20 protein-coding genes and 1 pseudogene are annotated in these 24589 nt (G+C 34.5%); 10 read left to right on the forward strand and 11 right to left on the reverse strand.

Annotation, left to right across the window (positions count from 1 at the left end; translation table 11 throughout):
* Window positions 1-240: 240 nt before the first annotated feature.
* The 7 genes from ACKI4K_RS10065 to feoB form a co-directional block, all read right to left on the reverse strand.
* Window positions 241-2511, reverse strand: coding sequence for an ABC transporter permease (locus ACKI4K_RS10065; protein ID WP_407424752.1), 2271 nt, complete (start codon window positions 2509-2511; stop codon window positions 241-243).
* Between the two features lie 4 nt (window positions 2512-2515).
* On the reverse strand, window positions 2516-3220 hold the full coding sequence (locus ACKI4K_RS10070; RefSeq protein ID WP_407424753.1) for an ABC transporter ATP-binding protein: 705 nt from the start codon (window positions 3218-3220) through the stop codon (window positions 2516-2518).
* A 115-nt stretch (window positions 3221-3335) separates the two neighbouring features.
* Window positions 3336-5483 (reverse strand): heavy metal translocating P-type ATPase, encoded by a 2148-nt coding sequence (locus ACKI4K_RS10075; RefSeq protein WP_407424754.1) that lies wholly within the window; start codon window positions 5481-5483, stop codon window positions 3336-3338.
* A gap of 21 nt (window positions 5484-5504) precedes the next feature.
* Entirely contained in the window at window positions 5505-5771 is a 267-nt protein-coding gene (locus tag ACKI4K_RS10080) for a DUF6110 family protein (protein ID WP_407424755.1), read from the reverse strand.
* A gap of 13 nt (window positions 5772-5784) precedes the next feature.
* Window positions 5785-5994: a hypothetical protein gene (locus ACKI4K_RS10085; protein ID WP_407424756.1), complete on the reverse strand. Its 210-nt coding sequence runs from the start codon at window positions 5992-5994 to the stop codon at window positions 5785-5787.
* Window positions 5995-6029: 35 nt separating this feature from the next.
* A complete protein-coding gene (locus tag ACKI4K_RS10090; protein ID WP_407424757.1) occupies window positions 6030-6260 on the reverse strand; it encodes a ferrous iron transport protein A in 231 nt (76 codons plus the stop codon).
* Between the two features lie 102 nt (window positions 6261-6362).
* Window positions 6363-8381: a ferrous iron transport protein B gene (feoB, locus tag ACKI4K_RS10095; RefSeq protein WP_407424758.1), complete on the reverse strand. Its 2019-nt coding sequence runs from the start codon at window positions 8379-8381 to the stop codon at window positions 6363-6365.
* Window positions 8382-8687: 306 nt separating this feature from the next.
* Between feoB and ACKI4K_RS10100 the strand changes: the two genes are divergently transcribed.
* Complete coding sequence (locus tag ACKI4K_RS10100) at window positions 8688-10076, forward strand: carbon starvation protein A (RefSeq protein WP_407424759.1); 1389 nt, start codon at window positions 8688-8690, stop codon at window positions 10074-10076.
* A gap of 349 nt (window positions 10077-10425) precedes the next feature.
* Here the strand turns inward: ACKI4K_RS10100 and ACKI4K_RS10105 are convergent, their stop codons facing one another.
* The gene (locus ACKI4K_RS10105; RefSeq protein ID WP_407424760.1) at window positions 10426-11460 is read right to left on the reverse strand and encodes a LytS/YhcK type 5TM receptor domain-containing protein; all 1035 of its coding nucleotides are present in this window, start codon (window positions 11458-11460) and stop codon (window positions 10426-10428) included.
* 282 nt (window positions 11461-11742) lie between these two features.
* Here ACKI4K_RS10105 and ACKI4K_RS10110 point away from each other — a divergent pair, with 282 nt between their 5' ends.
* From ACKI4K_RS10110 to ACKI4K_RS10150, 9 genes and pseudogenes are all read left to right on the forward strand, one after another.
* Window positions 11743-12693 carry a helix-turn-helix domain-containing protein gene (locus ACKI4K_RS10110; protein WP_407424761.1) on the forward strand — a complete coding sequence of 317 codons (951 nt, stop codon included), beginning with the start codon at window positions 11743-11745 and terminating at the stop codon, window positions 12691-12693.
* A 220-nt stretch (window positions 12694-12913) separates the two neighbouring features.
* The gene (locus ACKI4K_RS10115) at window positions 12914-14704 is read left to right on the forward strand and encodes an ABC transporter ATP-binding protein (RefSeq protein WP_407424762.1); all 1791 of its coding nucleotides are present in this window, start codon (window positions 12914-12916) and stop codon (window positions 14702-14704) included.
* Window positions 14705-16449 (forward strand): annotated as a pseudogene (locus ACKI4K_RS10120) (ABC transporter ATP-binding protein).
* 95 nt (window positions 16450-16544) lie between these two features.
* Window positions 16545-17075 (forward strand): MptD family putative ECF transporter S component, encoded by a 531-nt coding sequence (locus ACKI4K_RS10125; RefSeq protein ID WP_407424763.1) that lies wholly within the window; start codon window positions 16545-16547, stop codon window positions 17073-17075.
* Window positions 17076-17084: 9 nt separating this feature from the next.
* Window positions 17085-17804, forward strand: a complete 720-nt coding sequence (locus tag ACKI4K_RS10130; protein WP_407424764.1) for an energy-coupling factor transporter transmembrane component T — start codon at window positions 17085-17087, stop codon at window positions 17802-17804.
* Window positions 17797-19242, forward strand: a complete 1446-nt coding sequence (locus ACKI4K_RS10135; RefSeq protein ID WP_407424765.1) for an ABC transporter ATP-binding protein — start codon at window positions 17797-17799, stop codon at window positions 19240-19242. Before ACKI4K_RS10130 ends, ACKI4K_RS10135 begins: the two co-directional genes overlap by 8 nt.
* Window positions 19243-19249: 7 nt before the next feature.
* Window positions 19250-19729 carry a methyltransferase family protein gene (locus ACKI4K_RS10140; RefSeq protein WP_407424766.1) on the forward strand — a complete coding sequence of 160 codons (480 nt, stop codon included), beginning with the start codon at window positions 19250-19252 and terminating at the stop codon, window positions 19727-19729.
* Window positions 19729-20424: a class I SAM-dependent methyltransferase gene (locus ACKI4K_RS10145; RefSeq protein WP_407424767.1), complete on the forward strand. Its 696-nt coding sequence runs from the start codon at window positions 19729-19731 to the stop codon at window positions 20422-20424. Before ACKI4K_RS10140 ends, ACKI4K_RS10145 begins: the two co-directional genes overlap by 1 nt.
* A gap of 4 nt (window positions 20425-20428) precedes the next feature.
* Complete coding sequence (locus ACKI4K_RS10150) at window positions 20429-21226, forward strand: class I SAM-dependent methyltransferase (RefSeq protein ID WP_407424768.1); 798 nt, start codon at window positions 20429-20431, stop codon at window positions 21224-21226.
* A gap of 48 nt (window positions 21227-21274) precedes the next feature.
* On the opposite strand, the gene ACKI4K_RS10155 is transcribed toward ACKI4K_RS10150, so the two are convergent.
* The 3 genes from ACKI4K_RS10155 to ACKI4K_RS10165 all read right to left on the reverse strand — a co-directional run.
* Window positions 21275-22054, reverse strand: coding sequence for a class I SAM-dependent methyltransferase (locus ACKI4K_RS10155; protein WP_407424769.1), 780 nt, complete (start codon window positions 22052-22054; stop codon window positions 21275-21277).
* Between the two features lie 324 nt (window positions 22055-22378).
* A complete protein-coding gene (locus tag ACKI4K_RS10160) occupies window positions 22379-22603 on the reverse strand; it encodes an EamA family transporter (protein ID WP_407424770.1) in 225 nt (74 codons plus the stop codon).
* Between the two features lie 259 nt (window positions 22604-22862).
* Window positions 22863-24589: ABC1 kinase family protein (locus ACKI4K_RS10165; RefSeq protein WP_407424771.1), on the reverse strand; the 1727-nt coding region annotated here is incomplete at its 5' end.

Below are 24589 nucleotides of genomic sequence, written 5' to 3' on the forward strand. Positions count from 1 at the left end.
TCAAAAGATATGGTGTTTCTTTTTTGGCTGTAATTGCCACTAATTCCTTTTTATATAAAATATTTTTTTATTTAATGTTAAAAAACAGAACTTAATTTTATTATTCATACAGATGACAAATTATTCATTTACTTTATAGCAACAGAATATTTTCCTAATTTTCCTTTTGGTTTTCTCATATTGTCAAATATTCGCATAATATCACCTTAGAATCCCACAAGGCAAATGGGAATAGCTTAACTATTCCCCACTTTTAAGTGATTCAACCATATCTAATTTTTTAATTTTACGTGAAAACATCAAATTCACAAGTATTGATAATGTAAATGTTATTATGGCAGTTATTATTAAATTCATAAGAGATATTGAAGGAAGGATATAAAACGAATCTCCTGAAGACTCCCACATGATTTTTAATATATAATAACCGACCGGAATGCCCAATATAAAACCGATTGTTGTGAACCACAAGTTCTGTGTTAAAAGTAACTTTCTTAATGCTCCAGTTTTAAAACCTAAAACCTTAAGAGTCGCTATTTCACGTTCAATCTCTGTAAAAGACAATAACCCCAAATTATACAATACCACAACAGCCAAAAGTGATGCAAAGAATATTAAAATATATATTAATAGCCACATTGCCTCTGTTAGCTCATCCCAACTTGAAGTCATGTCTTTCATTGAGTTAGTTGTTTTGATGGCAGTGTAATTCTTATCAACGTGCTGTGCTGTCACAATACTGGTTGGAGTATAATTTAAATCCAAATCTTCCAGCTTATCTGATGACATTATGAATCCCTGAGAAGTCGGATCAGCATGGATTTTATCGATTTTTGTTTTAATCCATTTATCAGAACCCATGATATGCCATTTTACAGTATCACCAACATTAACCCCCAGCATGTCCGCCATTTTTTGTGAAATTGAAACCTCATCGTTGTCTATTTTAATTTTGTTCCAATTATAATCAGTTGGAGTTATTAAGTCAGTGTGATTCAAAACCAATAGTGAGCCTGACTTTTTGGCCGAATCCGATTCGATTTCAATAGCGGATTCCATTATTTTATCACCATCCACATCATCCGCCACATCATCGATTTCCGAAATGCCTGCTTCATCATCAATGACCAATTTGGAGTCATAATGGTTAATCTGATTAAATTCCCATTCCTTTAAATCATTCATTCCATCATACATTCCAAATGCAGATACTAAAAGTGCAGTACATCCAACAACTCCAATGATTGTCATCAATGCTCTGAATTTGTTTCTTTTGGCGTCCCTATAGTTCCAACGGGCATTAAATGAGAGGTGTTTGAAAAATCCTAATTTTTCAATCAATCCTGATGAGGACACTTTAGGTACTTTCGGCTTTATTGTATCTGCAGGATTTTCATTAAAAATGCTTTTAACCGCATAATATGAAACAAGAACAGACAGTATAATCATTGCCAAAGCAACATAGACAAAATCCATGCTCCATGCAGGTTCCCATGAAGGCAATATGTAAGTAGAGCTCATTGATGGATAAAACAGTTTAGGCAATGTCATTGGTCCAATAATTAATCCTAAAATAGAACCAACTAAAACAAGCCAAAAGCCATAGGATATGTAGTGAAACATTATGGCCCTATCTTTAAACCCGCATGCCTTTAAAATACCAATTTGTGTCCTTTGATGTGCAATAATCCTTGTCATTGTTGTTAAAAGAATCAACATTGCAATTAAGATAAAAACAATTGGGAAAATTCCAGCCATCATCTGATGCTGATTCATTTCTTCTGAAAATTGACTCACGCTGGTGTGCTCTGACCTTTCAACAAATGAATTATAATAACCGTCCATATGATAAGACAATAAATCATTATAATTTTCAGCGGTTCCATCAAATTTAACATTTAAAACATTATATGGAACAGTATCTTCTGGGAATGCCTTATAAGACATATAAGCAAAACCTAATTTAGAAAAATCAGGAATTACAGATGATTTTGAAGCATGATAAACATATTCCGGAGAATAACCAACACCCCTAATTTTCTTTTCAAGCTGATAATCCTCAAATTTAAATGTTATATTGTCGCCTGTTTTTAAACCCTTTGCATCTGCAAAACTTTTATCCAACCATACTCCATCTTCATCATTAAGGTCCAATGGTTCTCCTTCAATCAGATAAAATTTAGATATTGTATTATTCTCTACAAAATGCAGTGTGATTTCAGGGTCATTTGAAAAGTCCGCAACCGAATCTATTACGAATTGCCTTTCCATTTGATTAGTTGCACCTAAGCAGTCAACCTGGTATAAAAATAAATCATTAATATAATTTGAATAAATCCAACCATCAGCCAGGTTAGTGTCATCATAAAATTTATCGACATTGACTTCAAGTCCCACCGATTCACCACCGACACCGGCAAAGACGAACACACCTAAAAATGCCATTAAAAAAATGGATATGAATTGGGTTTTGTGCCTGCGAATGTCCCTTAACATCTTTTTAAAAAGCATGAAATCACCATTCCAAATCAGTGACTTTTTTAGGATCATCATTAATTTCAATACTTTCGATTTGGCCGTTTTTTATCCTAATTACTTTATCGGCGGCTTGCGCCAAAATTGCATTGTGTGTTACAATGACAACCGTAGTCCCCTTCTTTTTGCTCATGTCTTGAAGTAGATTAAGAATTAAAACACCAGTTTTTGAATCAAGCGCCCCTGTTGGCTCATCGCATAAAAGCATTGTAGGCTGTTTAGCCACTGCCCTTGCAATAGATACCCTTTGCTGTTCCCCACCGGATAGTTGTGCTGGAAATTGATTTGCATGGTCTTTAAGCCCTACAGAGTCTAGAACAGCCCATCCATTAATCTTTACATCTACAATGTCCTTCATTAGCTCAACATTTTCAAGAGTTGTTAGATTTGGAATCAAATTATAGAACTGGAAAATGAATCCAACATTCTTAGCCCTATAGCTTGTAAGCTGATTATCAGAAAACTTTTCTACATGACTATCATTTACAATAATTTCGCCAGAGGTGACAGTGTCAAGACCCCCCAAGAGGTTTAAGAGTGTTGATTTGCCAGCCCCAGACGGTCCCAGAATTACAACGAATTCACCTTCATCTATTGTGAAATTTACATTATCCATAGCTTTCAGAATGTGATCTCCAGATTTATAAATCTTTTCAACATTTTTGAATTCAATAATAGTGCTCATTAATAGTGCCTTCCTAAATAATTAATTGACTAGTTATCCTTTTAAGAGTCATTTTATTAAATAAATAGACCCCTATTCTAGCAGATTTAACTTAATTTAAAAAAAAAAGAAAAGATTAAGAAATATCAGCTACTTCAATAGCATCTATTTCTATATCTTTTGAGTAATCTTCATTACTTAAAACTGATTTGGTGCTCATTGCTCCAAACAACATTGTAGACAAATTATGTATCATTGATGAAGTTGATGGAGGAATCACACCTAAAACGCCCAGAACAAGAAGACCGCCATTTACCGCAACAATATGATGATAATTTTTATTAATCTTTTCCAACATTCCAACACTTAATTTTCTAAGTGTTACAAGGTCATATAAATTATCAGACAGCAGTGATATGTCTGCAACTTCACGTGCAATATCGGACGAATGTTTCATTGAAACAGACACATCCGCAGCGGCAAGGGCCGGTGAATCATTAATGCCATCTCCAACCATAATCACAGTCTTGCCCTCACGTTTTAATTCTTCAACGATTCTTGACTTATCTTCCGGAAGTACTTGTGATTTATAATCTGTGATACCTAATGCTTTAGCACTAGCTTTTGCACCACTTTCACTGTCTCCAGTAAGCATTATGACATTTTTGATGCCCAAATCTTTAAGTTCTTCAATGACATGTTTTGCTTCCTCACGAACCGGATCGTCAATACAAATCAAACCTTCAAGTTTTCCATCAATAGCCAGATAGACCACAGAGTGTTCTGCTGCTTTTTTAGCCACTTTCTTCTCTTGAGATTTAGTTACTTTCACCTTTTCATCATCAAATAAAAAGTGTTTAGACCCAATTACTGCACGTTTTCCATCATATTCTGTCACAATACCATGAGCTACAATGTATTCCACTTCACTGTGGTCTTCCTCATGCAATAGGCCTTCTTTTTCAGCCTGTTTTACAATGGATGTTGCAATGCTATGTGCGAAGTGCTCTTCAATACAAGCCGCCATTCTTAGAATATCATCGCGTTTATATCGTCTAGACATTGGAACTACTTCAACAACTTTTGGTGTTGCTTTTGTGAGGGTGCCGGTCTTATCGAATATGATAGTGTCTGCATTAGCATAGTTTTCTAAGAATTTTCCGCCTTTAACCATCATTCTATTGTCTGATGCTTCACGCATTGCAGATATGATAGATAATGGTGTTGTAAGCTTAATGGCACATGAAAAATCAACCATCAATACAGATAAGGCTTTTGTTGAATTTCCTGTAATCAAATATGTTAAAGCTGTTGCAAGGAAACTGTATGGAACAATCGAATCAGCAAGTTTTTCGGCTTTGCTTTGGGTATCTGCCTTCAACTCTTCTGAATTCTCGATTAAATCAATAATCTTATTTAATCTTGTTTCTTTGTTCATTGAATATACTTCAACTATCAGATTGCCTTCTTCTATAACAGTTCCAGCATGAACTGTTTTTCCAGGTCGTTTATGGACAGCTAATGGCTCTCCAGTCATTGAAGCTTCATTAACCATTCCCTCTCCTTCAATTACTTTTCCATCAACTGGTATCACATCACCCATATGGACTTTGATTTTATCTCCCTTATCAATATCAACAGCAGGACATTGCTTTTCCTCACCATCCTCTCCTACTACCCATACAGTATCAATGTTTAAAGCTAAACTGTCTTTAAGTGTGCTTTTAGCTTTTTGTAATGTGTAGTCTTCAAGTGCGTCGGAGATTGACAATAAGAACATCATTGAGCTTGCAGGTTTATATTGTTTTTGAAGTAATGCACCAGTAACCGCTGCCCCATCTAATAATGCAACATCGACTCTAAAACTAGTTAAACTATCCAAACCATTCCAGATATATTCCGCTGCATTATAAATTGTTAATGCATTTCTAATTGGAATCGGCAAGAATATTCTATAGACAATTCTATTAAAAAGCATTCTAGATAATTTTAAATAGAAATCATTTGTAATTTCTCTTGAGCTTTGAGCTTGAGTCGGCTCTGCTTCAAATAGATCATCTAATGTAATGCCATCCAAGATATTGAAAATCTCTTGTTTGCTTTCATCATCCCCATCGTAGTATATTAAAATACTTCCATTTCTATGGGAAGTGTACACTTCATGGATAAAACTTTGATTTAAAAGTAATGAAGCAAGCCCATAACCTTCCTCTTTAGTGAAAGCCCATTGGCCTGAACGAACTCTTAAACGAGAACCCCTATCATACATTACTTGATATTTCATTTCTTCATACCTGAAAAAAGTTTATTCTTCTGATTCTGCGTAAATCTCTTTTTTATCTTCCTGATGTGCGTCAACTACAATGTCTTCTGCATTTTCCCTCATGTCCTGAAAACATTCTTCAGCATCTTTTCTAACAGACATTATGGATGCCATCCCTTTGGTTGCTGCATCCTTTACTGTTTTGGATTCCAATGCTTTTTTTCCAATGACTGCAGTTGCGATTCCGGCTGCAAAAATCAATGCATGTTTATGTTCATAACATTTATCGAAAAATTCTTCACGCCTCATTTAAATAACCTCTTTAAATATAATTTGTATCTTTTCTCCCTAATTTAATTCTATTTTTAAGTTTGCTGATAAGTTCAAATTCCTTTTCAAATTCAGGATGATTACCAAATCCACAGTTAGGGCAATGAACCTGATTACAGCAGCCATGTTTTCCACAACCTACACAACCGCGATTCTTTAGTTTTGCTTCATCAAATTCAAAACCACACATACGGCATCTCATAATAACACCCTTAAAAATAATAAAAAATTGAAATCTTATTGAACTTCAATATTTTCTGCCTCTTCCTTGCGAAGGCAAACATCATACCCTTTCACACTCATTTCAATTGGATCTCCTAAAGTAGCAACTTTTTTAATGGTAATCTCTGCTCCTTTAACAAAACCCATTCCCAACAAGTGCCTTCTTAAACCTACATCCCCAGTATTGTGATATTTTACCAATGTTACTGTTTCACCAGGTTTAACATCATTTAAAGTTCTTGTCATTTTCATCACCGTTTAATAAAAAATTAAGAATGACGATTAGAAAAATCCAACCATCATTTTTTGAAATCTTAACATTTCCCATTCCACTTTACTGCTCATCACCTATCCAAATCCAGCAAGCAAACCAACATTGTAGATTAAGAAGGAAACTATATATGCAGTCACTAATGTAATACCACACATTGTAAATGCCCATTTGTAACTGTTGGTTTCTTGTTTGATTGCCCCAATAGCTGCGAAACATGGAGTATAAAGTAATGTGAATGCCATGAATGAAAATGCGGATAAAGGTGTGAAAGTATCATGTACTAAACTTGTAATTCCTTCCTCATCATCTTCTTCCATGCCTGCCAATGTACCAAAGGTTGCAACTACTACTTCCTTAGCAGCCAAACCTGCAATAATTGCTACAGCGGCTTGCCAAGTTCCAAATCCTAATGGAGCAAAAATTGGAGCAATAAATGAACCAATCATGCCCAATACACTTTCAGCGGATCCGTATTCAACACCTAATGGGAATATGCTTAAAGCCCATAAAACGATTGAACAAGCAAGAATGATGGTACCCGCTTTTCTTAAGAATCCTTTTACCTTTTCCCAGGTGTGCAATAGGATACCTTTCACGGATGGTATTTTATATGTCGGCAATTCCATAACGAATGGTGTGGATAATCCTTTAAACATGGTTCTTTTGAGGATAGCTGCAACAATAAGTGCTACGACAATACCCAACAAGTAAATCACAAGCAACATGGTTCCTTGATTTTCAGCGAAGAATGCTCCGATAAATATTGCATAAATCGGCAGTCTTGCAGTACATGACATGAATGGAACAAGCATCATTGCAAGCATACGGTCCCCTTCGTTTTCCATTGTTCTTGTTGCCATAATTGCAGGCACACCACAACCAAATCCTAAAATCATTGGAATGAATGCCTTACCGTGAAGCCCTACAATCTTATGCATCAATTTGTCCAAAGTAAATGCAGCCCTTGCAAGATAACCGCAGTCTTCCAATATACTTAAGAATAAGAACATTAGTATGATAATTGGCAAGAAAGTGAGAACGCCACCTACACCGCCGATGATACCATCACAGATGAATGAGGATAAATATTCATTGGCTATATATCCTGCGACAAATTCTCCTAAAGAACCGAATGCTTCATCAATCATGTCCTGGAACGGTGCACCAATTGTGAATGTTAACTGGAACATGACCCACATTATAATAATAAATATAAATGGAGCTAATACTCTGTTTGTAACGATTTTATCAATCTTATCAGTCATTGTTTCTTTTTCAACAGCAGGCTTTTTAACCGCTTCTGCTATTAAACCCTCGATAAATGCATATCTTGCGTTTGCAATGACCTCTTCCGGACCTTCCTTATAAACATCATACAAATGTTTGCTTACCTTATCTGTTGCGGCAAATATTTTGGAACTTTCAGAAGATCCTTGAACATTTTCAATGACTATTGTGTCTCTTTCTAACAGTTTAACTGCAGTCCAAACTGAAGGAACATCCAATAAATTGTTATCTTTTTCAATGGCTTCCTGAATTTCAGCCAAATGCCCTTTAATATCATTTCCATAAGACAATTTTTTACTGGAATCAATCGGATTTTTGGATTGTTTTTCAACGGTTTTTAATAACTCTTCAAAACCGTCCTTGGTTTTTGCATTGACTTCAACTACAGGAATACCTAATAGTTCACTCATTAAATCGATGTCAATCATATGTTCTTTTTTCTTTGCAAAATCGTTCATGTTAAGCGCCATTACTAAGTTAGCGCCTAATTCCATCATTTGTACAGTTAAGTATAAATTACGTTCCAGATTAGCAGCATCAACTACATTAACAATGACATCAGAGTCATCATCCACAATGAAATCTCTTGATACGATTTCTTCCATGGAATGAGCACTCAATGCATAATTACCCGGCAAATCGATAACATCATAGTCATAACTTCCGTGTTTAAAATGACCTTCTGCCCTTTCAACAGTTTTTCCGGGCCAGTTACCGACATGCTGTCGCATACCAGTTAATTGATTGAAGAGAGTAGTTTTCCCTACATTAGGGTTTCCTGCCAATCCTACAATTAATTCTGTCATTTGACCATTTTCCCCCGTTTTTTATTAACTCTTAAGGAATAATACTTTATGAAGGGCATTATCCCTTGCTAAAAAAAATTAGTTTAAGTTCATAATACCATAATTTAGGTAAACCTAAACTTATTTATCAATTTGTTTTCATACTATTTAAAGTTTAGGTGTTCCTAAAAATATTTTTACTAAAAATAACTAGATATATATTAAAGATAAAATTATTTTAATTAAATTAACTTCAACAAAATTAACACAAAAAGAGCCAATCATCATGCGAAATTTTTTATAAATTAAATTACTTAAATTATTGTAATGTATAGCTTCATTATTTGTTTTTTAACACTGATTGCATCGTACTTTGTTTATGGGAAAGTAGTTGAAAAAATAGCTGGCGTAGATGAAACTCGCGAAACACCAGCATACAGATTACAAGATGGCGTTGACTATATTCCAATGTCCGGAATCAAAAATTTCTTAGTTCATTTTTTAAATATTGCAGGTTTAGGACCTATATTTGGAGCCATACAAGGTGCATTATTCGGCCCGGCAGCATTCTTATGGATTACATTAGGTACAATTTTCATTGGAGGAGTTCATGATTTCTTCTCAGGATTCATGTCCCTGCGAGATGATGGACTTACAATGCCGGATATTGTCTCAAAGCATTTGGGAACCAAACTCGAAAAATTCGTTGCAGTTCTCATGGTAATCACTGGAATTCTTGTTTCAGCCACTTTTGCAAAAGGAGCTGCAGATTTACTTAGCAACCTGACCCATATCCCAGTGCTTATTTGTGTAACAATAATATTCATTTACTTTTTGATTGCGACCGTATTTCCAGTTGATAAAATTATTGGAAGAGCATACCCTATTTTCGGGGCATTACTATTGATTATGGCAGTAATGATGACTGGAGGAGTGCTATTGAATCCAGCATACACCATTCCCGAGTTTACAACACAGGGATTGTATTTGACTGACAAAAGCATTTTCCCATACCTGTTTGTTACCATTGCCTGCGGAGCCATTTCCGGTTTTCATGCATCCCAATCCCCAATCGTTGCAAGATGTATGGAAAATGAAAATGACGCAAGACCGGTATTTTATGGCGCCATGGTTCTGGAAGGATTGGTTGCACTTTGTTGGGCGGCTATTGCAATGGCATTCTTCAACGGCCAACCTCAAATTGCAGCAATTTACAGTGCAGCACCTGCGGTAGCAGTCAATGAAATGGCAACAGCATTAGTAGGGCCTATCGGTTTAGTTTTAACCATTATTGGAGTTGTAATCTGTCCAATCACATCAGGAGATACTGCACTTAGAAGCGCAAGAATAACAATTGCTGATGAATTTAAGATTAACAACGAAAAAATCATGTCACGGTTGCAATTAGCGGTGCCATTGTTTTTAGTATCGTTTGGACTGACCTTCATAGACTTCAGTTTGATCTGGAGATATTTTGCCTGGTCCCAATTAATAGTGGCTACAATAGTGCTATTTTCCGCAACAGCATATCTGATGAAAAAAGAAAAGCAATACATCATTGCATTAGCACCAGCTGTCGTGTGTACTCTAATTGCATTTGCATATATCCTACAAGCCCCAGAGGGTTTAAGATTGCCTGCAATGGCTGCCAATATAATTTCAGTTATTGCAACGTTCATTACCACAGCAATATTTCTTAGAAAATGCAAATCATGAATTTAATTCAGAACTTAATTGTTCTGAATCAAATAACATATCTAATCAATATCTTAAAAATTATTCAAATTAAAATCATTTGCCTCTTTGAACCCAATCAAAGTAAGTTAAAGCAATTGAAACTGGAACAATGCAAATCTAAGACGGCAAATCAAGACATTCATCCCAGAATACTAAATATTATTACAATAATGCCTGAAATAAGAACTATTAACCTAGCAAAGTCAGCAGCCTTATAATTTTTTGTAGAGCAAATAGACCGTAAGCCGATATTTCAAAATCAATTCTAAAATTCAATCATTGGACATACTCGACCATGGAAATTAAAAAAAAAATAGCATCTTATTGATTATTCCTTTTTAAGCTTTTCAATATCCTTTTTAAGCGTTTTGATTTCATCTTTAAGGGCTTTGATTTCATCGTTTGCGCCCACTTCATCTGTCAGTTCATCAATAATGCTTTCTTTCTCACCCTTTGAAGACTTCATCTCGTCTTTTCTGGTTTTTATGGCCAATGAGAACAATATTATTCCGACAACTGATGCAAAAAGCATCTTTGGATAGATGTTTTGAATGAAAGGGAATGAAATGTCCGGCGGAGTCATTACAACAACCATAAGCATTTCAAAACCGGTGAAGAGAAACATTATTATAACGGCTTCAAGAGGTCTTGGGAATTTCTTGTCGTTCAAGATGAAAAATAGGCTTCCGACAATTCCGCCTATCACTGTTGAAACGGCACATGGAAACGCAGTGACTCCCCCCATGGTGAATCTGTATGCTGCGGATATGATTCCTACAGGTATTCCAACAAAAGGGCCTCCAAACAGGCCGCTGATCATAACCACCATGCATCTGACATTGGCCGGGGCGCCGTCAACGTCTATGTTGAAGTATGTGGCGTAAATAGCCAGTACCGCAAATATGATGAAACATACGAAAAGATTCCTTTTGGTGAAATCACCCCGTATGATCTCTTTGAAGGGTTTTAGCATGGTCGCCATAAGAATAAAGATTAAGGTTATGGATAAGATTCTGAACATTTCCAGATATGGACCGAAAAGTTCTGCAGTGTTTGCCTTTTCGCCGAAATAGGCTGTCAAGATGCTTATTACCGTTATCATGATTAAAGCACCGAATTCATACAGCGAACCACCCTTTTCTCTCAATCCGGATAATTTTGCCGTGATGAACCCTATGATTATAACTGTGGGTATAACGCTTGAAAAATACTCATAAGCCTGTAATTGAACACTTATCCCGGTTTTTGAATAGTAATCTATTAATCCTATAAAAAGAATGATGTTTGAAATGATTAATATGAGATAGAGGATATTCATCATCAGATGATTCTTGTTTGTTGATTTGAGTTTGTCTATTGGCATATTAATCATATCTTTAAAAAATGTTCACTGAATTTATCTATATCAGTGATTGTATTAATATTTTTTTAATAATTCAGTGAGTAATCATTACCAAAAAAACACATTAATCCACACTTAAAAGCAGCCAAAGTGCAATTTAGACTGTAAAAGTGCACCCGAATCTCAAATAGCCAATCCAATATTTCAAAATATTCTAAAAAAAATTGAATGAATGGACAGACTCATACTTCCGATTTTTTTAGAACTAAAAATTTAATAGAAAATTGACACAAATTTAATTACATGAATGAAAATCTTTATGAAATGTTCAATACGGTTTTACAATCCGAATTTTCAATCATAGACGCCGGCTCAAAAAAGACAATTGAATTGGGAAAAGATGCCAAATATGGAAAGATGGAAGCTTACTCACTATTTGAAGGAATCATCATTGCTTTTATGGACATTAACATTGACAATATTGATAATGTATTTTTCGAAGATAAACTTCCTTCCCGTTTGCTTCAAATCAACCATTGCACTAAAGGCAGATACTCATATGCAATAGGAGATGATAAAACTGTTTATTTTGGAAAAGGAGATTTGTGCGTTAGTATTTATGATTTAACAAAAACAATTTCGGATTTTCCTTTAGGATATTACGAAGGTTTAGAGATTTTCATTGATGTCGATGCTGCAAATGAACATATCAGAGACCTTATCCCTGATCTTGATTTAATTGAGTTATATGAAAGTTTAGAAAAGTCAAAAGGTTATAGGCTACTCAGATCAAATGAAAAAATCGACCATGTAATCGGTGAGTTGTATTGTGTCGATGCCAGAATTAGGGAGCCTTATTTCAAAATAAAATGTTTGGAGCTATTGTTGTTTGTTTCCATATCTAGTGAATCCAAGACAGAATCATTATCGCTTTCTAAAAAACAGGTTGACTTAATTGAAAATGTTAAAAATGATTTAATTGATGATTTGGAAAGTAAAATCACAATTGACGAATTGGCCAATAGGTATGGCGTAAGTAAAACAACCCTCAAGAATTGTTTTAAGGAAGTCTATGGAAAACCTATTTTTAAATGGAGAAAGGAGTACAAACTCGATTATGCATGTCGAATGATTGAAGATGGCGAATTGACCATTTCAGAAATCTCTAAAAAGGTGGGTTATTCTTCACCATCGAAATTTAGCCATGCATTTAAGGACCATATTGGCTGCACCCCTTCCGAATATAGAAAATAATATTTGTCCTTTTGGTATATTTTTGTCTTTTTAGTTCAAATAATTATATATACTTATTTTAAAAATAGTAAATAACGAAAATAGGATATATCTAATTATTTTTTTCTAAATGCTTTTAGAATTGTTCTTTTATTTATTTTTAAGATATTTTAAAGGATTGTCCTTTCAGGATTGTTTTAAATTTTTAGGTATGCCTAAATTAAATTTTAAGGAGTTTATTATGTCAGATACTCAAAGTAAAAATAAATTTATACGATTATTGAATTATTCAGGCAATTATAAATATTTGTCAATATTGGGAATGATATTATCCGCTTTAAGTGCGATATGTCTGTTGATTCCATTCATTTATATATGGGATGTTGTAAATGCACTTCTAACTGTTGCTCCAAACTTTTCTCAAGCACAGAACCTAGATACATATGCATTCAATGCATTTGCATTTGCAATTGCCGGAATTGTTTTAAACTTTTTCGGGTTAATGGGCACTCACCTATCAGCATTTAAAAACGAAAAAAACATGAAAGATGCAGCAGTAAATCACTTACTCAAACTACCATTGGGATACTTTTCAAACCACACAAGTGGAGGACTTAGAAAAGTAATTGATTTTAGCACTGCAAAAACCGAAACATTTTTGGCCCATCAATTATTTGACCTAACAGGAGCCATTGTAACTCCAATAGTATTTTTAATATTGTTGTTTAGTTTTAATTGGCTTTTAGGTTTAATTTGCTTGATTCCAATTGGATTATGTTTCATATTCATGTATCCAATGTTTTCGGCCGAATCTCAAAACATCATGGTTCAATATCAGACTTATCTTGAAAAGATGAATGGTGAAGCTGTAGAATATGTTAGGGGAATTCCGGTTACAAAAGCATTCCAGCAAAGTGTCTATTCATTTAAAAACTTCATTGATGCAATTAAGAATTACGCAAAATTTTCAGCCAATTATTCCTTGTCTACCCAGCTTCCAATGACTGCATTTACAGTATCCATTAATGGATTTTTTGCCTTGTTAATTCCGGCAGGAATATTGCTTGCAGGGTCTGTAGTTGATAAAAAATTCTTGGCGGATTTTATGTTTTATGTGATTTTCACACCGATTTGTGCTGTAATGATGAACAAGATAATGACAGTTTCACAGGATTGGATGTTGGCAAGCCATGCTTTAGAAGGTATTGAAGAAATCTTAGCTACAGAACCTTTAGTTGAATCAACCAATCCTCAAAAACCTAAAAATCACTCAATCGAGTTTGAAGGAGTGTATTTTGACTATGAAAAAACAGATAGTGATGAGCATATCTTAAATGATATCACTTTAAAAATCAGTGAAAATGAAACCGTTGCATTGGTCGGACCATCTGGCGGTGGAAAAACAACAATAGCATCATTAATTCCAAGATTCTGGGATGTTAATGAAGGTTCAATAAAAGTAGGTGAAATTGATGTAAGAAAAATCTCAACAAAAGATTTAATGAAAAACATCTCATTCGTATTCCAAAACACTACTTTATTCAAAGATTCGATTTACAATAACGTAGCCATTGGTAGAAAAGGAGCCTCAAGGGATGAAGTCGAAAAAGCACTTAGCTTGGCTCAATGTGATGATATCATTGATGAGTTACCTGATGGAATCGATACCGTTATAGGCAGTGAAGGAACCTATCTTTCAGGAGGCCAGCAGCAAAGAATAGCCCTTGCAAGAGCAATACTCAAGGATGCTCCGATTATCATTTTAGATGAGGCAACTGCTTTGGCGGATCCTGAAAACGAATACATGATTCAAAAGGCGATTTCTGAAATCACAAAAGATAAAACAGTGATTATGATTGCACATAGATTATCCACAGTTAAAAATGTGGATAAGATATATGTAGTTGAAAATGGACGAATCGTGGAAAAAGGCAGCCATGATACATTAGTTGAAAATAAAGGCCTTTATTCGAGAATGTGGGATGAATTCAACCAGTCCATTCAATGGAAGGTAAAAAGTGAGGTGGCGTAAATGATATCCGAATATTTTGTTAAAAGATTTGGGCTTACAAAAGAGGGTTCCGATAACTTAACTAAAGGAATCATCTACACAGCACTTTTAAACATCGCATTCATGCTTCCAGTCGGATTATATGCATTGCTCATCTACATGTGGGTAGGGCCATTGACCGGCGGGGAAATTATCAACCCAAACCTTGGAATGTTTATTGTATTGATACTGATTGTTTTGGGAATCATCTTTGCGTTGGCATGGAAGCAATATCATTTCGTGTTCAATACAACTTACACAGAAAGTGAAAACAGAAGAATCAATCTCGGAGAAAACTTAAGAAAACTTCCATTGTCCTTTTTTGAAAACAGGGACTTGGCTGACTTGACTGCAACAATCATGAATGACTGTACTGATTTGGAACATGTTTTTTCACATGCAATCCCACAACTGCTCGGCTCAATCATTTCATTATGTCTTGTTGCAGTCGGTTTGTTAACCTTTGATTGGAGACTGGGCATTGCCCTATTGTGGCCTGTTCCTGTTGCATTTGCAATATTATACGGTTCAAAAATTCTCATCTATAAAGGTGGAGAAATTGTTATGGAAGATTTGCTTGATTGTGGGGATACAATGCAAGAATGTATCGAGTCAGTTAGGGACTTGAAATCATACAACTATCAGGATGAATACTTTGGAAAGATTTCCAGATTAACCTCCAAAATTGAAAAATCAAGAATCAAAGCAGAATTGATGGCTTCTGCGGGCGTGATTACTGGAAAAGTTGTTTTGAATTTAGGAATAGTTTCCGTGATTCTTTTAGGATCCTACCTAATAATGAATTCACAGGTGTCACTGTTTACACTGCTAATATTCCTAATAGCATCCGCTACAATCTATGCCCCTGTTGAAAACGGTTTGATGTTTTTATCTGAAATATTAATGATGGATATAAAAATCGATAGAACCAAAGAAATTGAATCATTGGTTGTTGAAGAAGGAATGACCGAATATTCATTAGATAGCTATGATATTGAATTTAAAAACGTTAATTTCAATTATGATGATTTAAAAAACGTTTTAACCGATGTTAATTTCACAGCAAAACAGGTGAAGTAACAGCACTTGTAGGGCCTTCGGGTGGTGGAAAGTCCACAGTTTCAAAATTAGCTGCAAGATTCTGGGATCCGGTTTCCGGTGAAGTAATCTTGGGAGGTCAGGATTTAGCGAAGTTAGACAATGAAAAGCTCCTAGAAAACTTTTCAATTGTTTTCCAGGATGTGATACTGTTCAATACCTCAATTTTAGAAAATATTCGAGTCGGCAAAAAAGACGCAACTGATGAAGAGGTAATCGAGGCTGCACGCCTGGCTGAATGTGACGAATTTGTCCAAAAACTTCCCGATGGATATAACACTGTCATCGGTGAAAATGGTGAGCTATTGTCAGGTGGCCAAAGGCAAAGGATTTCAATTGCAAGGGCGATGCTGAAAGATGCTAATGTGATTCTTTTGGATGAGGCAACATCATTTTTGGATGTTGAAAATGAATCAAAAATCCAAAGGGCATTGTCCCATCTGATTAAAAACAAAACCGTGATAATCATTGCCCATAGGATGCGAACAATAGCAAATGCCGATAAAATTATCGTTCTCGATGAGGGTAGAATCTCTGAGCAAGGTTCGCCTGAGGAGCTATTGGCTCAGAATGGACTGTTCAAGAAAATGGTCGATTTACAAAATTTAAGCGGAGAATGGAAAATATAATTTTCCATGCCCATTAACAATGAAAAAATTTAGGAGAAGATTTTAATGAGTGAAAGATTAAATGTAAAAGATTAATCACTGTCGGCATATTTTCAGTGATTATAATTGTATTGATATTCATATTCGGAATGTTGGGCTATATTCCAATTTTAATGATAGCGCTTCCAATTTTAGCCGCATTGATCTGCGGAATCCCATACATGCTGTTTTTGACAAGAGTCAATAAATTCGGAATGGTTACACTAATGGGATTGATTCTAGGAATAGTGATGTTTTTAAGCGGCCACACATGGGTGCCGATACTTGTATTTACCTTGTTTGCATTCCTTGCAGATTGTATCCTGAAAGCAGGCAATTATTCCTCCATCAAACATTCAATTATCAGTCATGGTATTTTTATATTAGGAATTATGGGTAATATGTTGCCATTTTTCATTTTAAGAGATTTCTATATGGATTCAATGCGCGCTTCAATGGGAAATGACTATGTGAATGTTGTTGCCCCTTTCCTTAACAATGAAGTTTTAATTGCATTATTCATATTAACCTTCATTACAGGTATTGCAAGTGCATATCTCGGAAAAATCGTGTTGAAAAAACACTTTGAAAAAGCAGGAATAGCTTAAGGTGTGATTATGGGATTAGAACTAAATTTCAACCTTGATTCAAGAACTAAAATTATCATTCTGGCTATTTTAAGTTTCATGGTTTTTAATGATGTGTCATTATATGTTAGTGGAATTTTAGTTTTGATTCCATTTATCTGTTTATTTTTTTCAAATCATAAAAAATCAGCGCTAATCTACATTGCTGTTTATGTATTGGCAAAATATATTCAAATTTCTATTCTTCCTACAGCAACAGGATTAATGGCGATAATACTGATTACATTCAGTTATACTGCCTCTAGAATGTTGCCGATTCTTATGATGGGATATTATACAATAACAACTACAAAAGTGAGCGAATTTATTGCATCCATGGAACAAAGTAATATACCTCGATATATTATTATCCCTGTCTCTGTCGTTTTTAGATATATCCCATCAGTTTTTGAAGAAATAAAATCAATAACCAATGCAATGAAAATGAGGGGCTTCGGATTAACTGTCAAATCCTTTAAAAACCCTTTGAAACTAATTGAATTTTACATGATTCCCATATTAATTAGTGCTGTTAAAACTGCAGATGAATTATCCGCTGCATCTTTGACAAGGGGTCTCAGCAATCCGGAGCCTAGAACTCATTTACTTGAAGTGAAATTAACCAAACTCGATTACACGCTTTTGGCAATGACAGTCCTTGGTTTTGGAATATATGCCTATAACTTTTTAGGAGGTGTTTTGATTGCTTAAAATGGAAGATGTTTCATTTACATATGAGAATAATAATGATGCCCAAAATTTAAATGATATCAATTTAAACATTGGAAAAGGTGAAGTCATTCTGCTTTGTGGGGAGTCCGGCTGTGGAAAAACAACCATCACACGTTTTTTGAATGGGCTTATTCCAAATTTCTTTGATGGTAAAAGGAAAGGGAACGTTTGTTTAGGCAATGAATTAATCAGTGAAATGCCCATATATGAAATTTCAAAACACGTTGGATCTGTTTTTCAAAATCCGAAAACACAATTTTTTAATGTGGATACGACAAGCGAACTGGTTTTTGGATGTGAAAATTTATCCATGAGCGTTGATGAGATTGAAAGAAGGTTGGATAGTGTAGTTGATGAATATAACATTAGCCATCTGGTTGATAAGAACATCTTCAAATTGTCCGGTGGTGAAAAGCAAAAAATTGCCTGTGCATCAGTATCCGCAGTAGGCCCGGATATCTTAGTTTTGGATGAACCATCATCAAACTTGGATTCCAGGTCAAGCTGGGATTTTGAATACGTAATTAAAAAATGGAAAGACCAAGGAAAAACAGTGATTATCGCGGAACATAAATTATTCTTTTTGAGTAATGTTGTTGACCGGGCCATATTTATTAAAAATGGAAAAATTACTAATGAGTGGTCAATCGATGAATTTAAAAATATTAATCATAGGGATTTCGGATTGAGGCAATTAGACTTGGATAATATAAAATTAAAAAGAAAAGAATATTATTCAAATAATCCGGAATTTTTAAGACTTAAAAATTTCAGATTCAACTATGGTAAAACTCAGGTTTTGGACATCGATGACATTGAAATACCAAAAAACGAGATAATAGCCATAATTGGTAAAAATGGTGCTGGAAAATCAACATTCGCCAATTGCCTATGCGGCCTTAAGAAATCCTGCAAGGGGGAGTTGATTGTTGATGGAAAAGGTTTAAAAAGAAAGGACAGGCTTAAAAAATCCTATATGGTAATGCAGGATGTAAATCATCAGTTATTTACGGAAAGCGTTCTTGATGAAGTCTTGTTGAGCATGGATGAAGAGGATATGAAATTGGCTGAAGATATTCTCAGAAATCTGAACCTGATTCATCTAAAGGATGCACATCCAATGGCACTATCCGGTGGCGAAAAGCAAAGGGTGGCTATTGCATCAGCCATTGCATCCAAAAAGGAAATACTGATTTTTGATGAGCCGACAAGCGGTCTTGATTTGAAAAACATGATGAATGTTTCTGAAAACTTAAGATATCTGCAAAGCTTGGGAATCACTTCCTTTATCATAACGCATGACTTTGAACTAATTTGTGAGGCTTGTTCCCATATCCTGCATTTTGATGATGGAAAAATTATTGATAACTATAAGATTGATGAAGATAAACTCAAAGATTTCTTTTTAAGAGGTTGAGATAAATATGGAAGAGAATCATTTGCCGGTTTTTGGTATAGGACCATATTTAGTTTTAATAATGGGAATCATAACAATAACTTCCTCCATTTGCTCTTATTTACATTTAATCCCAATTTATAAAATAAACGAATTAAATATGGTCTTTTTAATTTTAGGAATAATATTAATAATTCTAGGAATTATTTTTTGGATTTCGGCGGTTCTAATCTCAAAAATTGACAGGGAAGTTGAAAACAATAACCTGGTTACAACCGGAATATATGCTTATGTAAGACATCCGATATATGCCGCATTTTTCTATATTGCAACAGGATTGATATTGATTTCTCAAAATATCCTTCTATTTATCTTGCCCCTAATCTTTTGGGTATTTTTAACAGCTGCAATGATAAAAACTGAAGAAAAGTGGTTGATTGACAAATACGATGACGATTATATAAATTATTCCAAAAAAGTTAATAGATTCATTCCAAAGGTGATATGATGGGATTTTTTGATAATATGAGAAAACCGAAAGGAAAATTAGGAAACATTCAATTAAAATCAATGAACAAGGAACACACCCCCGTTTCACTATGGGGTTTAAAACACTTAAACATAAAACCTGAAGACATCATTTTAGATGTAGGTTGTGGTGGTGGAATAAACATCAGCAGAATGGCCAAAAAAGCAAAAATGGTATATGGTGTTGATTACAGCATAGAAAGCGTGAAACTATCAAGGGAAGTAAACCGCCAAGAGATATATGACGGCAAAGTTAAAGTTCTTGAAGGCAATGTGGCAGATTTGCCCTTTGAAGATAACACTTTCGATATAGTGACTGCATTTGAAACCGTATATTTCTGGCCGGACATTGAGAAATGCTTTGGTGAAGTAAAAAGAGTCCTCAAACCAGGGGGAATATTCCTGATTGGAATGGAATCGAATGGATCCGACAATCTTATCATGAAATTGTCAGAGCGTTTGATAGACATGATAGTCTACAATGATGAAGAACTCAAAGGATTTCTAGAAAACAATGAATATTCAGATATTACAATCTATTTAAGGGATGGCAAGAACAAACAGGAGATAATTAAAAATATGGACGGTTCACAAATCCGTGTCGATGATGATTATGACAAAGTGTCCTTTTCAGATAAGTTTGTGGAATGGATGACAATTGTAGCCAAAAAGTGATGCCATGAGTGATTATGAAGGCATAGAAGATACGTTATTCATTCCATTAATGGGACGGATATATGTTTCTAAAAAATTTCCCGAGTATTTTTTTGACCAAAAAGCCCTGGAAATGGAAAATCTAATTAAAAACAGCCAGATTGAAAAAAAATCATCCGAGTATACGATGATAGCAAATGTTGCCAGAAGCTACAATCTAGACCAGATGGCACAGAATTTCATCAATCAACATGATAAATGCAATATTGTCAATTTGGGAGCTGGCCTTGAAACATCCTATTATAGAATTAATAGAAAAAATTCTATGTTTTTTGAAGTTGACCTACCTGAAGTGATTGAGTTAAGAGAAAAATATCTTGAAGTTGGAGAAAATGAAAAGTTCATTAAAGGAGATTTGTTCAAACTCGAGTGGTGTGAAGAATTAGACACCGATCTTCCAACATTAATGATAGTTTCTGGAGTGTTTCAATATTTCCATGAAAGTGATGTTCTCAAATTCATAAGCGATGCAAAAAATGTCTTTGAAAATGCGGAATTAATTTTTGATGCCACCAACAAGTTTGGGATTAAATTTACAAATTTTTATGTTAAAAGAACTGGGAATTCATCAGCAAGAATGTATTTTTATGTGGAAAATGCTGACGGATTTGCAAAAAAAGCTGATTGTCAATTAATTGAATGCAGAGGCTTTTATAAAGATGCGATTAAAATTTTAAACAAAAAAACAGGATTGTATACAAAAATTTCAATGAAAGTGGCTGATAGGCGAAATAATGCTATGATTATTCATTTAAAAATTTAAATAATTTTTTAGTGAGTGCTTATTAAAGCACTGACTAACAATCATAATTTATTTTTCAAGAACAGCAATATAATCCATTCTTTTTCTTAACATCGGAAGCCATGTAACTATCCTATAATGAGGCTTGTAAACATTAACCCCATCAAATAGATTAACGTCCTTTATCCATTTGAAGTTATGATTGAGTCTTGTCAACTCATGACCCTTTTCAACACCCCATATGAATTTTGTATTTGTATCTTCTATGGACTCCTCTTTTGTGTTTTCAACAGAAATTGGAGGCATTATCTCCATGAAGACTGTACATTCATCAAAATTTTCATCTATTATGTTAATGATGTCCTCAACATCTTTTTGATTTAGATACATTGTTAATCCTTCAACTATAAACAGAACATCTTTTCGTATTAGGATTTCTTGAGCCCAGCTTGGATCCATTGCGGAATAGGCAAGTGTAGTTACTCTTTCTGTATCCTCAATATATCTTAACCTATAGTTTGCGGAATTTTCCAAATCAACATTATACCAATTGATTTTGCCGTTATCCAGCCTGTTGAAACGTGTATCCATTCCTGATGCAATGTTTACTATTGTACATTCCGGATGAGCATTTATATAATCACCAACCATTTCATCCAATACAATTGTTCTTGCAATTGTTCCAAGCTGCATGAATCTGTCCTTTTCTGCAATGCTGAAATCATAATCACCTTTTGAAATTACTTCTATAGCCTTTGAATCATAAAATTTATGATTTTTTTGTTGTGAATGCTTTGCTTTGGCAAATAATGTTAAAAGCATTGTTTTTTCTACACCTTCTAAATTCATAAGTATTCCTTCGTAGTTTATTTTTATTTATATTATAGTTGTATGGTATACTATATAAATTTTTAGGCATACCTAAATTTTTAGAATCATGATGGTTTTCATCCCCAAGATTTTTAAAAAAATCAGAATAAAAACGTTACCTCCCATGAAGCGTATGATACAGTTCGCATGTCTATCGATTTCAAGCACGGAAAACTCTACTAAAAAATTTATTTTGTAGTCATGATTTAATTTTTTGAAACCGTTGAACCTGCTGTCTGTGGAGAATAAGGAGGTTCGATAATCTTAATGTTATTGTCAATTAAAGAAGCAGTACAAACAGATTCATAAATTAATTAATATTAATCCAATCATGCAAACAATTATTCCCAATATCTGGCGAATAGAAACATTTTCTTTGTATAATAAATAGCCAACAACGATTAAAACGCATGCAAGTCCAATATTGGCTACAACGGTTGCATTACTTACCTGCCAGCCTGCACGATATACAAAAACATATCCCACTTCAAACCCACTAGAGCAAATGCTAAAATAACAGATATCCAATTTACTTTAGACAATTCAGAAGCAACATGTTCTGGTTTTACCATGAAAACAAATATTATGGCCGTAATGATTACTGATATGATATAAGTTACCATTAATGCAGCAAATGGATTGACGTCTGATGGTGTTGATTTCATGCAAATGTTATAAAAAGTATTAGAGGCTATAACAACTAATTGGCCAAATTAGATTCCACTCCATTTTATCAAATCATCCTATATTTAATGTCACATTACATATCCTATAATTTTCACTGGATTTAATCTCTTTCTATCATATATTCGATTACTAAAAAAGCACCCAACACGGCACTGAATACAAAACCAATTAGTCCAATTGCTGATATGTCCCAAATTTTTGGACCTGCTCCACCTATAATTGCCAATGAGGATCCTATAATCATTGACGATAAGATTAATGATACTGATAACTGATTTGTCAATTGGCTGATTTCTTCATGTATTAATCTTACTTGAAGATCTCCATACTCTATTTTTGTTGCCGTATTCCTGATGGTGTCCGGCAAACCCTTTGCCAAATGCTCCAATTGCAACAAATAGTTTATGCCAACTTTGCCCATCCTTTTCGGCTTGTATTTGTTTGTGATTATTTTGCGAGATAGCTTTTTCAATTCGGCTGCGGCATTGAAGTTCGGATCCAATTTTTTACCTGTGTCTTCGATAATTGCTATTCCACGGCCAATCATAACAAATTCCTTTGGAAGGACTACATTGTTTTTAATCATTGCATTGAGCAAATCTTCCATTGCCCCATCCATGTTCCTTAATTCAGCACCGTAATACAAGTTCATTAAACTGTCTATATCAGCCTGCAGTTCAGGAGTATTTTGTGATGTGGTGATAATACCCATGTAGATTAACTGATTGATGATGTTGTTTGTGTTGCCACTTAGCAATAGTAGAATTAATTCCGCCAAATTCTCTTTAAAGTCCTCATTCAAAATTCCCACCATTCCCGCATCGATATAGCATAGCTTTTGGTCTTCGGTTACAATCAGATTGCCCGGGTGCGGATCTGCATGGAAAAATCCATCAATCATCATCTGTTTAAAGTAAGATTTGAGGCCGTAGTTTGCTATTTTTTTCTTGTCAATTTCAGGATAATCTCCCTTGATTAAATCTGTGACTTCCACTCCCCTTATCAATTCCATTGTAATGACTTTTTCGGTGCAGTAATCAACATATGCATCAGGTATTTTTATGTAGCTAACATTTCGAAAGTTTAATGAAAGCCTTTGCAGGTTCATCAATTCTTCCATGAAATTAAGCTCTTTAAGGATGCTGCGTTCAAATTCGCTAACCATGGCAGGAAGGTTGTAAACTCTGGTGGATGATATGAATCTGTCAATTCTTGTTGCTAAAAATTTCATTATTTTAAGGTCAGATTCTATAACTTCCTGAATATTAGGTTTTTGAACCTTAATGGCAACTTCCATGTTTTCTACTTTTAATGTGGCCTTGTATACCTGACCTATTGATGCTGATCCGATTGGTGTTTCATCAATGCTTGAAAATATCTCGTCTATTGGGCCGTCAAGCTCTTCTTCAATCAGGGATTTCATTTCATCAAAAGGAGTCACTGGCGTATTGTCCCTAAGTTGCTGAAGTTCTTCTGCAATTTCTATTCCAACCAAATCCGGCCTTGTGCTTAACATCTGCCCTAATTTGATATATGCCGGCCCTAGCTGTTCCAACACATTTCGTATTCTTATTGGAACAGTTTCATCCAGAATTGCTACTTCCTTTTGGTATTCCTTATTTCTTAGAAAGGGGAATTTTTTAAAAAAGGTATTTTCCTCTATTAAATATCCAAAATCATTTTCCTTAAGAACATTGTAGATTTCATTTATTCTTTTTATGTTGTCATTTCTTGAGTTGGCAGTAACCTTCATCATATTAATAATTGTAAAATATATAATATAACTTTTTAGAATTTTTCCACAACCCGCTTTACAGTTTTTGAATA

The sequence above is a fragment of the Methanobrevibacter sp. genome (assembly GCF_045644645.1).
Classification (GTDB): Archaea; Methanobacteriota; Methanobacteria; order Methanobacteriales; family Methanobacteriaceae; genus Methanocatella.

Bases quoted from the DNA above. Each gene is read 5' to 3' on its own strand.
- ACKI4K_RS10155 (WP_407424769.1), bottom strand. From the start codon at position 22,054: ATGAATTTAGAAGGTGTAGAAAAAACAATGCTTTTAACATTATTTGCC.
- ACKI4K_RS10075 (WP_407424754.1), bottom strand. From the start codon at position 5,483: ATGAAATATCAAGTAATGTATGATAGGGGTTCTCGTTTAAGAGTTCGT.
- feoB (WP_407424758.1), bottom strand. From the start codon at position 8,381: ATGACAGAATTAATTGTAGGATTGGCAGGAAACCCTAATGTAGGGAAA.
- ACKI4K_RS10080 (WP_407424755.1), bottom strand. From the start codon at position 5,771: ATGAGGCGTGAAGAATTTTTCGATAAATGTTATGAACATAAACATGCA.
- ACKI4K_RS10140 (WP_407424766.1), top strand. From the start codon at position 19,250: ATGGAAGAGAATCATTTGCCGGTTTTTGGTATAGGACCATATTTAGTT.
- ACKI4K_RS10145 (WP_407424767.1), top strand. From the start codon at position 19,729: ATGGGATTTTTTGATAATATGAGAAAACCGAAAGGAAAATTAGGAAAC.
- ACKI4K_RS10070 (WP_407424753.1), bottom strand. From the start codon at position 3,220: ATGAGCACTATTATTGAATTCAAAAATGTTGAAAAGATTTATAAATCT.
- ACKI4K_RS10150 (WP_407424768.1), top strand. From the start codon at position 20,429: ATGAGTGATTATGAAGGCATAGAAGATACGTTATTCATTCCATTAATG.
- ACKI4K_RS10085 (WP_407424756.1), bottom strand. From the start codon at position 5,994: ATGAGATGCCGTATGTGTGGTTTTGAATTTGATGAAGCAAAACTAAAG.
- ACKI4K_RS10130 (WP_407424764.1), top strand. From the start codon at position 17,085: ATGGGATTAGAACTAAATTTCAACCTTGATTCAAGAACTAAAATTATC.
- ACKI4K_RS10100 (WP_407424759.1), top strand. From the start codon at position 8,688: ATGTATAGCTTCATTATTTGTTTTTTAACACTGATTGCATCGTACTTT.
- ACKI4K_RS10115 (WP_407424762.1), top strand. From the start codon at position 12,914: ATGTCAGATACTCAAAGTAAAAATAAATTTATACGATTATTGAATTAT.
- ACKI4K_RS10105 (WP_407424760.1), bottom strand. From the start codon at position 11,460: ATGCCAATAGACAAACTCAAATCAACAAACAAGAATCATCTGATGATG.
- ACKI4K_RS10065 (WP_407424752.1), bottom strand. From the start codon at position 2,511: ATGCTTTTTAAAAAGATGTTAAGGGACATTCGCAGGCACAAAACCCAA.
- ACKI4K_RS10090 (WP_407424757.1), bottom strand. From the start codon at position 6,260: ATGACAAGAACTTTAAATGATGTTAAACCTGGTGAAACAGTAACATTG.
- ACKI4K_RS10110 (WP_407424761.1), top strand. From the start codon at position 11,743: ATGAATGAAAATCTTTATGAAATGTTCAATACGGTTTTACAATCCGAA.